The sequence below is a fragment of the Serratia sp. NA_13 genome (assembly GCF_052691735.1).
Genome location: NZ_JBQZFV010000005.1, coordinates 180,739 through 194,663 on the forward strand (window position 1 = coordinate 180,739; position 13,925 = coordinate 194,663).

The window sequence follows — 13,925 nt, forward strand, 5'->3', positions numbered from 1 at the left end:
GGCGTTGCCGGGCCCTTTTTAATTACTGTCTTCCGGGAATTCACCCACGGTCATCTTCAAGGTTGTGCGTTTGCCTTCGCGCAACACAATCACCGGAATCTCAGTACCTGGGCGGATCTCCGCCACCTGGTCCATGGTTTCCAGCACCGATACTGCCGGTTTATTGTCGACATTGATGATCACGTCGTTGATATGGAAGCCGGCGTTGCCTGCCGGCCCATTCGGCGTAATTTCGGTCACTATAATGCCCTGCAGGCGATCGATGCCGGAGTTGGATGAGCGCAGGGGAATAATCTCTTTGCCCTGAATACCGAAATAACCGCGGATGACGCGGCCATCACGGATCAGTTTATCCATAATTTTGGTGGCCAGTTCGATGGGAATGGCGAAGCCCAAGCCTTCCGGCGTTTCACCGTCGGTGATTTTATCGTAGGTCAGGGTATTGATACCGATTAATTCGCCCAGGGAGTTGACCAAAGCACCGCCGGAGTTGCCGCGGTTAATCGAGGCATCAGTTTGCAGGAAGGTCTGACGCCCGGTGGTGCTCATACTGATACGGCCGGTGGCGCTGAGGATCCCCTGAGTCACGGTCTGGCCGAGGTTGTAAGGGTTGCCAATCGCCAGCACGACGTCACCCACATGCGCGGTGCGTGCGGTATTAATTGGGATCACCGGCAGGTTGCCCTGATCTATTTTCAGCACCGCCAGATCGGTCAGGCTGTCAGAGCCCACCAGCAGTGCCTCATAGCGGCGGCCGTCCTGGACGACCACGGTAATTTGTTGCGCATTCTTGATCACGTGTCGATTGGTCAGGATATAGCCACGTTCATTCATGATCACGCCTGACCCCAGCAACAGCACGTTGGCGGTGCCGTTCATGTTACGGTTGTAGATATTGACTACTGCAGGCGCGGCACGTCGTACCGCCTTGTTGTAACTGACGGGCGTTTCATCAAGGGTACTATCATGTTTTTCTGCGAACAAGGCATTGGAAGAACGTAGCACGGGTAAAGCAACCAGCAGCAGGCCGGCAACGATTAGACCAATAACGACGGAACGCAAGAGCTTAGCAAACATGGAGTTTTAGTACGTGAGATGAAAGATACACGGAGGATAACATGAGAATACCGAGCGCAGTATGTCACTGCGCCCGGTTTTTAAACAAATATACGATCAGCGCAACAGCAGATAAATGGTTTCGCCGCCGCGCACGATGTTCAGCGCCATGACCGGTGGTTTGGCTTCAAGCACCTTGCGCAACGCCGTGATGTTCTCAATTCGCTGGCGGTTGACGCCAATGATAACATCGTCTTTCTGCATCCCGATTTGTGCCGCCGCAGAGCCTTGATCCACTTTATCGATCTTCACGCCTTTTTCACCGCTTGGGATCGCCCCGTTGCTGAGTGAAACTCCCTGCAGAGCTGGGGAAAGCGTTTCGGCATTGGTTGAGGCGCTTTCGCTGTTATCCAGCGTAACGGAAACTTCCTGCGGTTTGCCGTCGCGCAGCAGACCGACCTTGATGGTTTTGCCCGGCGCAGTGGTGCCGACCTTGGCGCGCAGCTCGGCGAAACTGCTGACAGGCTTGCCGTCCACCGAAACCAGGATATCGCCGGCCTTGATGCCCGCCTTGGCAGCAGCGGATTTCGGCAGTACTTCACCGACGAATGCCCCGCGTTGCGCGTCGGTATTAAAGGCTTTGGCCATATCAGCCGTCATTTCACTGCCTTTAATGCCCAGTAGCCCGCGTTTCACTTCGCCAAACTCGATCAACTGCTGGCTGAGGTTCTGCGCCATGTTGCTCGGAATGGCAAAACCGATACCGACGTTGCCGCCGCTTGGCGCCAAAATGGCGGTGTTGATACCGATCAGCTCACCGTTAAGGTTGACCAGTGCGCCACCGGAGTTACCGCGGTTGATGGACGCATCGGTCTGAATAAAGTTTTCCAACCCTTCCAGGTTCAGGCCGCTGCGGCCCAACGCGGAAATAATGCCGGAAGTAGCGGTTTGGCCCAGGCCAAACGGGTTGCCGACGGCCACGGCGAAATCGCCGACCCGTAGTTTATCGGAGTCCGCCATTTTTATAGCAGTCAGGTTTTTCACGTCATTGAGCTGCAGCAGGGCGATATCGGACTGTTCGTCACGGCCTACCAGCTTGGCGTCCACTTCACGGCCATCGTTCAACTGTACGCTGATTTTATCGGCGTTGTTAATCACATGGTTGTTGGTCAGCACATAGCCCTTGGCGGCGTCGATGATGACGCCGGAACCTAAGCCTTCAAACGGGCGTGAGCTTTGCTGTTGCCCAGGGCCGCCAGGGCCAAAGAAGCGTCTGAACTCCTCCGGAACTTGCTGGCGCTGTACCCGGGTGCCTTCCACATGCACGCTGACCACTGCGGGCAAGACCTTCTCCAGCATCGGTGCCAGGCTTGGCAGCGGCTGCCCTTGAACGGCGACGGGCATCGCGGCGGTGGCAGCCGGTACGGAGGCCAGTGTGAGGCCAATACTCATTGCCAATGCACTAAGAATTAACGACTTTTTATTCATTGATTATAACTCTCTCAATACCTGCCGGTGAAAGGGTGATGATAATGCAGCAGCAATACCATAGTGAAGGGTAAGACCGTGAATTTGCGTGAAAAGTTCACTCAGGCGCCAGTTTTTAAGGAGAGCTCGGCATGGGGAAGAAAAAGCATGGGGGAGCAAAAGCCCGTGGAACTGGCCCACGGGCGAAGAACGGCGTTTAGTCGCGGCGTGGACGTTCGCCACGTAGCAGGCCTGATGCGCCTTCAGAATAGTCGCGCGGCATTTCAACCGGCGTCTGATCGTTATCCGCTTCGGCTTCGGTCAGGCGATAGCGGAACGGGTTTTCCTGCATTGGCAGGTCCGGCAGCAGGTTGTTGGAGCTTTTCGCCATGTGTTGATACAGCTGGCGATAGTCGCGTGCCATATTGTCCAGCAGCTCGGCGCTGCGGGCAAAGTGGCCGACCAGCTCCTGACGATACTCTTCCAGATCGGTTTTGCTCTTGTCCAACTCGTTTTGCAAAACTTGTTGTTGACGTAATTTGCGGTTACCAAAACGCATCGCTACCGCACCAATGACGATACCGACCACCAAACCAATCAGCGCATACTCCCAGGTCATGATGACTCCTATTTTGACTTCGTTGTTCCGCAGGGATTTTTCACTTAATAATATCCACTATAACCGTTAACCTTGTCCGAGTGGAATCCTGATGAAGCATGACCTGATTTCTTCAGGGTTTTCAGCGCCGTCCTGAGCGGGTATTTGTAGCGATAAGGGCGCGAAGCCACCCAAAGTTGCCGCGAAAATGGGCTAAATAATTTCTAAGCGTTGTGAAGGAACATCGAGCAGATGCAGGCACAATCACCGTTATCATGCTACCAGCGGCTGCTTGCTGCGGGAGAATACCAGGCCGATGAAGTCCAAATGGGGGCCGTGACTCAACTGGATCATATCTACCAGGCATTATTGCAGCAGACGCCCGCTGTCGGTGCGCCGGCCACGGGCCTGCGCGGCAAACTGAATCGTTGGCTGGGCAAGAGCAGTGAAACGACTCGGCAGCGTCCGGTCCAGGGCTTATATATGTGGGGCGGCGTTGGGCGCGGCAAGACCTGGCTGATGGACATGTTCTTCCATAGCCTGCCGGGGGATCGCAAGCTGCGGCTGCATTTCCACCGTTTTATGCTGCGGGTGCACGAAGAGCTGACCGAACTGCAGGGACAGGAAAATCCACTTGAAATCATTGCTGATGGTTTCAAGGCGCAGACCGACGTACTGTGTTTCGACGAGTTTTTTGTTTCTGATATTACCGACGCGATGCTGTTGGCTACGCTGTTGCAGGCGCTGTTTGCCCGAGGCATTACGCTGGTGGCGACCTCCAATATTCCGCCGAACGATTTGTACCGTAACGGCCTGCAGCGGGCGCGCTTCCTGCCGGCGATCGATCTGATTAACGAATTCTGTGACGTGATGAATGTCGACGCTGGTATTGATTATCGCCTGCGCACTTTGACCCAGGCGCATTTGTATCTGACGCCGCTTGATGAGCAGACCCGGCTGACTATGGACCGGATGTTTGTGAAGCTGGCCGGCAAGCAAGGAGAGGCGGCACCGGTATTGCAGATTAATCATCGGCCGTTGCAGGCGATCAACGCGGTAGACGGCGTGCTGGCAGTCGATTTTCACACGTTGTGCGAAGAGGCGCGTAGCCAGTTGGACTATATTGCCCTGTCGCGCCTGTACCACAGCGTGATCCTGTATAATGTGCAGGTGATGGGGCCGCTGAAGGAAAATACTGCGCGTCGTTTCCTGGCATTGGTCGATGAATTTTACGAACGTCACGTCAAACTGGTGATCGCTGCCGAAGTGTCGATGTTCGATATCTACCAGGGCGAGCGGCTGAAGTTCGAGTACCAGCGCTGCCTGTCGCGGCTGCAGGAAATGCAGAGCGAAGAGTATCTGAAGTTGCCGCATCTGCCGTGACGTCCAGGGGACCCAGACCGCTGGCGTCCCCGCTTTTCCGCCATTGGCGTTTAATTGCGTTTCTATTCAAAAAGCGTTCGATCTTTGTGAGCGACTTCTCTATAATCTTGCGACCCCACGTTACAACAAAGTTTTTTTCCCAAAAACTTTTTAGTGCCGGCAATGGCTATTCGAAGGGGTAGGTTTGCTGGACTTGTATGGTCGTGTGAGCCTCAACTGTTTTCGAGCGTTTGGGTGTTCACCAACGTGTAACTAATTATTGGGTAAGCTTTCTAATGAAAACTTTTACAGCTAAACCAGAGAGCGTAAAACGCGACTGGTACGTTGTTGATGCAGATGGTAAAACTTTAGGCCGTCTCGCTACTGAACTGGCTCGTCGTCTGCGCGGCAAGCATAAAGCGGAATACACCCCGCACGTTGATACCGGTGACTACATCATCGTTCTGAACGCAGAAAAAGTTGCTGTAACCGGCAACAAGCGTACAGACAAAGTGTATTACCGTCACACCGGCTACGTCGGTGGTATCAAGCAAGCGACCTTTGAAGAGATGATTGCCCGCAACCCAGAGCGTGTGATTGAAATCGCGGTTAAAGGCATGCTGCCAAAGGGTCCGTTGGGTCGTGCAATGTTCCGTAAACTGAAAGTTTACGCGGGCACCGAGCACACTCACGCGGCACAGCAACCGCAAGTTCTTGACATCTAATCGGGATTATAGGCAATGGCTGAAAATCAATACTACGGCACTGGTCGCCGCAAAAGCTCCGCCGCTCGCGTTTTCATCAAGCCGGGCAGTGGTAACATCGTAATTAACCAGCGTAGTCTGGAACAGTACTTCGGTCGCGAAACTGCCCGCATGGTAGTTCGTCAACCGTTGGAACTGACCGACATGGTTGGTAAGTTTGACCTGTACATCACCGTTAAAGGTGGTGGTATCTCTGGTCAGGCTGGCGCTATCCGTCACGGTATCACCCGTGCACTGATGGAGTACGACGAGACTCTGCGCGGTGAATTGCGTAAAGCTGGCTTCGTTACTCGTGACGCCCGTCAGGTTGAACGTAAGAAAGTCGGCCTGCGTAAAGCACGTCGTCGTCCGCAGTTCTCCAAGCGTTAATTTTTTACTGCCTCGGCAGTGGAATTTACGCCAAAAACCCGGTGTTTCACCGGGTTTTTTTATGCCTGAAAATCAACTTGTCGCTACTAAAATCTTTGGTATATCAGACAATTCAATACGAAATCACCGCACAGCCCCCACAAAACAAGCAAAATCTGGTAAACTATCATCCACTTTTGCGCCTGTTCGCCATGCAGCAGTTATCAGTCTACCTCCGAGGCCGTTTTTATGACCTAAGGTTTCGCTGCAAGTTGCTGGCCTGCGGTCAAGATCATTCAGGATAGCAGCCTGTCAGTTGGCTATTCGCAGTATTTTCTAGATAACTTGGAGGTTTTCATGGCTGTCGCTGCCAACAAACGTTCGGTAATGACGCTGTTCTCTGGCCCGACCGACATTTTTAGCCATCAAGTACGTATCGTACTGGCGGAGAAAGGTGTCAGCGTTGAGATTGAGCAGGTTGAGTTGGATAACCTGCCGCAGGATCTGATTGACCTCAACCCGTACCAGACGGTGCCTACCCTGGTCGATCGCGAACTGACCCTGTATGAATCCCGTATCATCATGGAATACCTCGATGAGCGTTTCCCGCACCCACCATTGATGCCGGTCTACCCGGTTGCTCGTGGTGAGAGCCGCCTGATGATGTTGCGCATCGAGAAAAACTGGTATTCGCTGATGTACAAAATCGAGCAGAGCAACGGCCAGGACGCTGAATCAGCTCGCCGTCAACTGCGCGAAGAGCTGCTGGCGATTGCCCCTATCTTTGGTCAGACCCCGTACTTCATGAGCGAAGAGTTCAGTCTGGTGGATTGCTACCTGGCGCCGCTGCTGTGGCGTTTGCCGCAGTTGGGCATTGAACTGAGCGGCGCCGGTTCCAAAGAGCTGAAAGGCTACATGACTCGCGTGTTTGAGCGTGACGCCTTCCTGGCCTCCCTGACCGAAGCCGAGCGCGAAATGCGCCTGCAGACTCGGGGCTAAGTGTTATGGATATGTCTCAGATGACTCCGCGCCGTCCGTATCTGCTGCGAGCTTTCTATGACTGGCTGTTGGAGAATCAGTTGACTCCGCACCTGGTGGTGGATGTGACGCGTCCTGACGTGCAAGTGCCGATGGAATTCGCCCGTGATGGTCAGATCGTTCTGAACATCGCGCCGCGTGCGGTAGGCAACCTGGAATTAGGCAACGATGACGTGCATTTCAACGCACGTTTCGGTGGTGTGCCACGTGAAGTCTGGGTGCCAATGGCCGCGGTGCTGGCAATTTATGCCCGTGAAAATGGCGCAGGTACCATGTTCGAACCGGAGGCCGCTTATGAAGTGGAAGGCACGTTTGAGGGTTTGGACAATGAGACGATCCCTTCGGAAAGCCTGATGTCGGTGATTGATGGCGATCTCCCCGATCTGGATGAAGGTAATGATCCAGACGACGAGCCGCCACCGCCACCACGTGGTGGCCGCCCGGCACTGCGCGTGGTGAAATAATCCTGCAGCAGTAAACAGTAAAGGTCGCTTCGGCGGCCTTTTTTATGGCTTGCGATCCGGCAAATCCTCAGCTTTTCAGTGATGCAATACAGGCATCACGTGGGGCGCTGAGGTCACCGATACGCACGGTGGTGAGTGCGTGGGTCGCGCGCTGTTTAAACGAGGTAATGGCTGTGTCGCCTTGCACTTCAGGGGGCGCGCTACAGATGTCGTTGATGGGCAGGTTATTGCCCTTGTCGAGGGCATGCAGCACCGCGGCTGGGTTGTAGGCCAATGCAAAGGACAGGGCGGATTTGATGCCGGTGGTGAAGGCCGCGTTGCCGCCATTGGCCAGTTTGGGGGCCAGCGCGATCCAGCTGTCGTCACCCAGTTTGATGCTGTTTTCTATCGCCGCAAGCTGGCTTGCCTTGGCCAGTTGAGCGACTACCGGTGCCGCACCGCGTGCTTCAATATTGTAACCCACTTCTTGAGGATCCAGCGACGAAGCCAGTGAGTTGAAACTGACAACCAGCAGTGCGCCGGTTAATAAGGGAATAGGCAATTTCATGGTGAACTATCCTTATCAAGATATCAGGCACGACCGCGCCTCTGAGTGATGCTGACTGAATACTATAGCGCTTCAGGCGTTGCGCTGTGAGGGTGGTTGTTACAAAGCGTGTGGATGCGGTGGAAAAAACTAAGGGCCCGGCAGATCACCTGCGGGCCCTTTGGGGAAACGCTGACGGAAGATTAGACTTCCAGGTAGCTCATGATGCCATCGGCAGCTTTACGACCTTCGGCAATCGCCGTCACCACCAGATCCGACCCACGCACCGCATCGCCACCGGCGAAGATTTTCGGGTTGCTGGTCTGGAAGGCATTATCGGTGTTTTCCGGCGCCACAATGCGGCCCTGCTTGTCGAGCTCAACGTCGTGCGCGGCCAACCAGTCCATCTGGTGCGGACGGAAACCAAAGGCCATGACCACCGCATCGGCATCAATGATGTGCTCGGAACCTGGCACCTGCTCAGCAATCTGGCGGCCGTTGGCATCCGGTGCACCCAACTGGGTACGAACCATTTTCACTCCGGCCACGCGACCAGCGCTGTTGAGTTCGATGCTCAGCGGCTGCAGGTTGAATTTGAAATCAACCCCTTCCTCACGCGCGTTTTTCACTTCGCGTTTGGAGCCTGGCATGTTGGCTTCATCACGGCGGTAGGCGCAGATAACGTCGGTAGCCCCCTGACGGATAGAGGTACGCACGCAGTCCATCGCGGTGTCACCACCGCCCAGAACTACCACGCGTTTGCCTTCCATGCTGACATAAGGCTCGTGCTGCTCAGCCTGATAGCCCATCAACTGCTTGGTGTTGGCGATCAGGAACGGCAGTGCATCATAAACGCCCGGCGCATCCTCGTTCTCCAGGCCACCGCGCATTGACTGATAGGTACCGACGCCGAGGAACACCGCGTCAAACTCGCTCAGCAGCGTCTCCATGGTGATGTCTTTGCCCACTTCGGTATTGAGTTGGAACTCAATGCCCATCTCGCTGAAGATGCCACGGCGTTTCACCATCACTTCTTTTTCCAGCTTGAAGGCCGGGATCCCGAAGGTCAGCAGGCCGCCGATCTCCGGGTGACGATCGTAGACCACCGCTTTCACTCCGTTACGGGTCAGCACATCGGCACAGGCCAGACCGGCTGGGCCGGCACCGATAACCGCAACTCGTTTGCCGGTAGGCAGCACGTGGGACATGTCCGGTTTCCAGCCCATCTCAATCGCTTTATCGCTGATATAGCGCTCGATGTTACCGATGGTCACTGCACCGAACTCGTCGTTCAGGGTGCAGGACCCTTCACACAGACGATCCTGCGGGCAAACGCGACCACACACTTCCGGCAGGCTATTGGTCTGGTGCGCCAGATCCGCAGCCTCCATGATGCGGCCTTCATTCGCCAGCTTCAGCCAGTTCGGGATGTAGTTGTGAACCGGACATTTCCATTCGCAATAAGGGTTACCGCAGGACAGACAACGGTCCGCCTGCGCCTTCGCCTGACTTTCCGAAAACGGCTCGTAAATCTCTACAAACTCAATTTTACGGATCTTGAGCGGTTTCTTTGGCGGATCAACGCGCTGCAGGTCGATAAATTGATAAACATTCTGACTCATTAATGACCTCTTACTGCGCCTGAACCCGCAACTCGGCGGCGGTTCGACTACGGTGACCCAGCAATGCTTTGACATCACTGGACTTCGGCTTGACCAGAGCGAACTTCGGCGCCCATTCCGGCCAGTTGGCCAGGATCTCTTCCGCACGCGAAGAACCGGTCGCCTGGACGTGCTCGGTAATCAAGCCGCGCAGGTGCTCTTCATGGATAGCCAGTTGTTCGACATCCAACACTTCGACCAACTCTGGATTCACACGTTTGCGGAACTCGCCGTCTTCATCCAGAACATAGGCGAAGCCGCCGGTCATGCCCGCACCAAAGTTGATGCCGGTTTTACCCATTACGCAGACAATGCCGCCGGTCATGTATTCACACCCGTTGTCACCGATACCTTCGACGACGGTGATGGCACCGGAGTTACGCACGGCAAAGCGTTCGCCTGCACGACCGGCGGCGAACAACTTCCCGCCGGTCGCGCCATACAAGCAGGTATTGCCGATGATGCTGGCTTCGTGGCTGCGGAACGCAGAACCAATCGGCGGACGTACCGCGATACGGCCACCAGCCATGCCTTTACCGACGTAGTCGTTGGCGTCGCCGGTCAGGGTCAGTTCAACCCCACCAGCATTCCAGACGCCGAAGCTCTGGCCGGCGGTACCGGAGAAGTGCGCCTTGATTGGGTCGGCGGCCATGCCTTGATCGCCATGCACGGTTGCGATAGCCCCGGACAGGGTAGCGCCCACGGAACGGTCGGTATTGCGGATATCAAAGTAGAAAGCCTTGCTTTGTCTGGCTTCGATATGCGGTTGCGCCTGCGCCAGCAGATCTTTGTTCATCAGCCCCTGGTCGAATGGCGGGTTGCTGCTTTCGGTGCAGTACAGCGCCTTGCCCGGATGCGGCGTGGCGGTTTGCAGCAACGGCGACAGATCCAGCTTGTTTTGCTTGGCAGAAATGCCGGGAAGCGAAGTCAGGAAATCGGTGCGGCCAATCAGATCTACCAGTTGGCTGACTCCCAGTTGCGCCATAATCTCGCGGGTTTCACGCGCGATAAACTGGAAGTAGTTGGTCACACGTTCCGGCAGGCCGTGGTAGTGATCGCGGCGCAGTTTTTCATCCTGAGTCGCTACGCCGGTTGCGCAGTTATTCAGATGACAGATACGCAGATATTTACAGCCCAGCGCCACCATAGGACCGGTGCCGAAACCAAAGCTTTCCGCGCCGAGGATCGCCGCTTTGACAATATCCACGCCGGTTTTCAGGCCGCCGTCTACCTGCAAGCGGATTTTATGGCGCAGGCCGTTAGCCACCAGCGCCTGCTGGGTTTCCACCAAGCCCAGTTCCCACGGACAGCCGGCGTATTTCACCGAAGACAGCGGGCTGGCACCGGTACCGCCATCGTAGCCGGCAATGGTGATCAGGTCGGCATAGGCTTTCGCTACGCCGGTGGCGATGGTACCCACGCCCGGTTCTGACACCAGTTTCACCGAAATCATCGCCTTCGGGTTGACCTGTTTCAGGTCGAAAATCAGCTGCGCCAGATCTTCAATCGAGTAGATGTCGTGGTGCGGCGGTGGCGATATCAGGGTCACGCCCGGTACCGAGTAACGCAGCTTGGCGATATAAGGGGTCACCTTATCGCCCGGCAACTGGCCGCCTTCACCCGGCTTGGCCCCTTGCGCCACTTTAATTTGGATGACATCGGCATTCACCAGGTAGGCTGGTGTCACACCGAAACGGCCAGATGCCACCTGCTTGATGCGTGACACCTTGTTGGTGCCGTAACGAGCCGGATCCTCGCCGCCTTCGCCGGAGTTGGAGAAACCGCCGAGGCTGTTCATGGCGATTGCCAGCGACTCATGCGCTTCCGGGCTCAGAGCACCGATAGACATGGCCGCGGTATCGAAGCGTTTGAACAGCGATTCTGCCGGTTCAACCTGATCGACCGGGATTGGCGTGCCTTTCGGCGTGATGGCCAACAGGTCGCGCAGCATCGCCACCGGGCGTTCATTCACCAGCTTGGCGTACGCCTGATAGTCGCTGTATTTGCCGCTGTGGACTGCGGTTTGCAGTGTGCTCACCACGTCAGGGTTGTACGCATGGTACTCGCCGTCGTGGACGAACTTCAGCAGGCCGCCCTGTTCCAGCGGTTTGCGTTTCAGCCACGCACGCCTGGAAAGGTTTTGCAGATCCTGTTGGATATCACCGAAGCTGGCACCGCCGATACGGCTGACCACGCCCTGGAAGCACAGATCGGACAGATCGCGATGGAGACCGACGGCCTCGAACAGTTTGGCGCAGCGGTAAGAGGCAATCGTCGAGATGCCCATTTTGGACATGATCTTGTACAGGCCTTTGTTGATGCCGTTACGGTAGTTCAGCATCACTTCACGGTATTTCTTGTCGATCGCCTGGGTATCTACCAGTTTGGCCAGGGTTTCGTAGGCCAGGTACGGGTAGACCGCCGTTGCACCGAAGCCCAGCAACACGGCGAAATGGTGCGGATCGCGGGCACTGGCGGTTTCGACAATGATGTTGGCGTCACAACGCAGGCTTTTCTCTACCAAACGGGTCTGGATCGCCCCTACGGCCATAGGCGCAGGTACCGGCAGACGACTGGTGGAGATCGCGCGGTCCGACAACACCAGCAGTACGGCACCGTCGCGGACTTTGCGTTCTGCTTCGTCGCACAGGGCACGGATAGTCTGCTCCAAATCCTGCTCCGCCGGATCAAAGGTCAGATCGAGCGTATCGGCGCGATAGTATTCGCCTTCCAGCGTGGTGAGCTGTTTGAAGTCGGAGTACAGCAGGATCGGCGATTTGAAGCTTAAACGGTGCGCCTGGCCTTCGGCCTCGCAGAACACGTTCATTTCGCGGCCGATGCTGGTCGCCAGCGACATCACATGTGCTTCACGCAGCGGGTCGATCGGTGGGTTGGTCACCTGGGCAAACTGCTGACGGAAATAGTCATAAATAATGCGCGGACGGCTGGAGAGCACGGCAAACGGGGTATCGTCACCCATTGAACCCGTGGCTTCCTGGCCGATCTCACCCAGCACGCGGATCACTTGATCCAGTTCTTCGCTGCTGTAGCCAAACTGCTTTTGGTAAGTTTCAAGCTGCGAGTCGTCCAGCTCACGGCTGCCCACCTGATCGGCCGGCAGATCTTCGAACGGCACCAGACGCTTGACGTTTTTTTCCATCCACTCTTTATACGGATGGCGGCTTTTCAGATCGTTATCGGTTTCGGCGGAGTGCAGGATCCTGCCGCTGCGGGTGTCGATCACCATCAGTTCGCCAGGGCCTACGCGGCCTTTCTCAACCACTTCATCGGGCTGGTAGTCCCAGATACCGACTTCCGAGGCGCAGGTAATCAGTTTGTCTTTGGTGATGACGTAGCGCGCCGGACGCAGGCCGTTACGGTCAAGGTTACAGGCAGCGTAGCGGCCGTCGGACATCACGATGCCGGCAGGGCCGTCCCACGGCTCCATGTGCATCGAGTTGAAGTCGAAAAAGGCGCGCAGGTCAGTGTCCATATCCGGGTTGTTCTGCCAGGCCGGCGGCACCAGCAGGCGCATGGCACGGATCAGATCCATCCCGCCCGCCAACAACAGTTCCAGCATGTTATCCAGCGAGCTGGAGTCGGAACCGGTTTCGTTAACAAACGGCGCAGCAGTCTGCAAGTCCGGAATCAGCGGCGTCTGGAATTTATAAGTACGGGCACGCGCCCACTGACGGTTGCCGGTGATGGTGTTGATCTCACCGTTGTGCGCCAGATAGCGGAACGGCTGTGCCAGCGGCCAGCGTGGCACGGTATTGGTGGAAAAACGCTGGTGGAACAGGCAGATGGCCGACTCCAGGCGCAAGTCCGCCAAATCAAGATAGAAACGCGGCAGATCCGCAGGCATGCACAGGCCTTTATAGATCGTAACCAGATTCGAGAAGCTGCAGACGTAGAAGCTGTCGTCCTGGACGCGCTTCTCGATACGGCGACGCGCGATAAACAGGCGGCGTTCCATATCACGTGGGCGCCAACCTGCCGGGGCGTTAACGAAGATTTGTTCAATGCGTGGCAGAGAAGAGAGGGCGATCTCACCCAATACGTCCGGGTTGGTCGGCACTTCACGCCAGCCAACGACCGACAGCGTTTCATTCTGCAGCTCTTCTTCGACAATGCGGCGGCTGGCACGGGCTTCCTCTTCATTCTGGCTGAGGAACATCATGCCAACGGCGTAGTTTTTGGCTAAACGCCAGCTGCGCTCTTCCGCCACCATGCGGAAAAAGCGGTCGGGCTTTTGCAATAACAGGCCGCAACCGTCGCCAGTCTTGCCGTCAGCAAGGATTGCGCCACGGTGCTGCATACGGGCAAGTGCGTGAATAGCCGTACGCACCACCTTATGGCTAGGTTCGCCTTCTATGTGGGCGATCAGGCCGAAACCACAGTTGTCCCGCTCTTGGGATTTATCGTACAACATAATCAGTGAACCTCCCCAGGCTCTGCGTGACTCTCACAACCGACTCACGAGCGGGCTTCCCAACGTTGGCAGAAGTCCAATCAGCAAGCTTAATAGCGCCGATCTGCTTTTCCGCCCTCCGTTAATGGCCTCTCGTGACGGTTCTCACAAGTGGTAAATGACTTGTTTTAAGAGGGAGTCTTAAATTACTGCATAAATATGACGAGACG

The 13,925-nt window shown here is 56.0% G+C and carries 11 protein-coding genes; 5 read left to right on the plus strand and 6 right to left on the minus strand.

Annotated elements, in window-relative coordinates:
- Positions 1-18 precede the first annotated feature (18 nt).
- The 3 genes from degS to zapG form a co-directional block, all read right to left on the minus strand.
- A complete protein-coding gene (gene degS, locus ACUTSU_RS10625) occupies positions 19-1,077 on the minus strand; it encodes an outer membrane-stress sensor serine endopeptidase DegS (protein WP_445652073.1) in 1,059 nt (352 codons plus the stop codon).
- 96 nt (positions 1,078-1,173) lie between these two features.
- A complete protein-coding gene (gene degQ / locus ACUTSU_RS10630; protein ID WP_445652072.1) occupies positions 1,174-2,544 on the minus strand; it encodes a serine endoprotease DegQ in 1,371 nt (456 codons plus the stop codon).
- Between the two features lie 196 nt (positions 2,545-2,740).
- Positions 2,741-3,142: a Z-ring associated protein ZapG gene (gene zapG / locus ACUTSU_RS10635; protein ID WP_012147047.1), complete on the minus strand. Its 402-nt coding sequence runs from the start codon at positions 3,140-3,142 to the stop codon at positions 2,741-2,743.
- 231 nt (positions 3,143-3,373) lie between these two features.
- Between zapG and zapE the strand changes: the two genes are divergently transcribed.
- The 5 genes from zapE (at position 3,374) to sspB (ending at position 7,097) form a co-directional block, all read left to right on the plus strand.
- The gene (gene zapE, locus ACUTSU_RS10640; protein WP_445652071.1) at positions 3,374-4,504 is read left to right on the plus strand and encodes a cell division protein ZapE; all 1,131 of its coding nucleotides are present in this window, start codon (positions 3,374-3,376) and stop codon (positions 4,502-4,504) included.
- Positions 4,505-4,779: 275 nt separating this feature from the next.
- Entirely contained in the window at positions 4,780-5,208 is a 429-nt protein-coding gene (gene rplM, locus ACUTSU_RS10645; protein ID WP_012147045.1) for a 50S ribosomal protein L13, read from the plus strand.
- 15 nt (positions 5,209-5,223) lie between these two features.
- Complete coding sequence (gene rpsI, locus ACUTSU_RS10650; RefSeq protein ID WP_012147044.1) at positions 5,224-5,616, plus strand: 30S ribosomal protein S9; 393 nt, start codon at positions 5,224-5,226, stop codon at positions 5,614-5,616.
- 336 nt (positions 5,617-5,952) lie between these two features.
- Positions 5,953-6,594 (plus strand): stringent starvation protein SspA, encoded by a 642-nt coding sequence (gene sspA, locus ACUTSU_RS10655; RefSeq protein ID WP_445652070.1) that lies wholly within the window; start codon positions 5,953-5,955, stop codon positions 6,592-6,594.
- Positions 6,595-6,599: 5 nt separating this feature from the next.
- Positions 6,600-7,097 (plus strand): ClpXP protease specificity-enhancing factor, encoded by a 498-nt coding sequence (sspB, locus tag ACUTSU_RS10660; RefSeq protein ID WP_445652069.1) that lies wholly within the window; start codon positions 6,600-6,602, stop codon positions 7,095-7,097.
- 67 nt (positions 7,098-7,164) lie between these two features.
- Here the strand turns inward: sspB and ACUTSU_RS10665 are convergent, their stop codons facing one another.
- The 3 genes from ACUTSU_RS10665 to gltB all read right to left on the minus strand — a co-directional run bounded on the left by ACUTSU_RS10665 (position 7,165) and on the right by gltB (position 13,716).
- Positions 7,165-7,644: a hypothetical protein gene (locus tag ACUTSU_RS10665; protein WP_445654133.1), complete on the minus strand. Its 480-nt coding sequence runs from the start codon at positions 7,642-7,644 to the stop codon at positions 7,165-7,167.
- Between the two features lie 182 nt (positions 7,645-7,826).
- Positions 7,827-9,245 (minus strand): glutamate synthase small subunit, encoded by a 1,419-nt coding sequence (locus ACUTSU_RS10670; RefSeq protein ID WP_445654134.1) that lies wholly within the window; start codon positions 9,243-9,245, stop codon positions 7,827-7,829.
- A gap of 10 nt (positions 9,246-9,255) precedes the next feature.
- Positions 9,256-13,716 (minus strand): glutamate synthase large subunit, encoded by a 4,461-nt coding sequence (gene gltB / locus ACUTSU_RS10675; RefSeq protein WP_445652066.1) that lies wholly within the window; start codon positions 13,714-13,716, stop codon positions 9,256-9,258.
- Between the last annotated feature and the right edge of the window lie 209 nt (positions 13,717-13,925).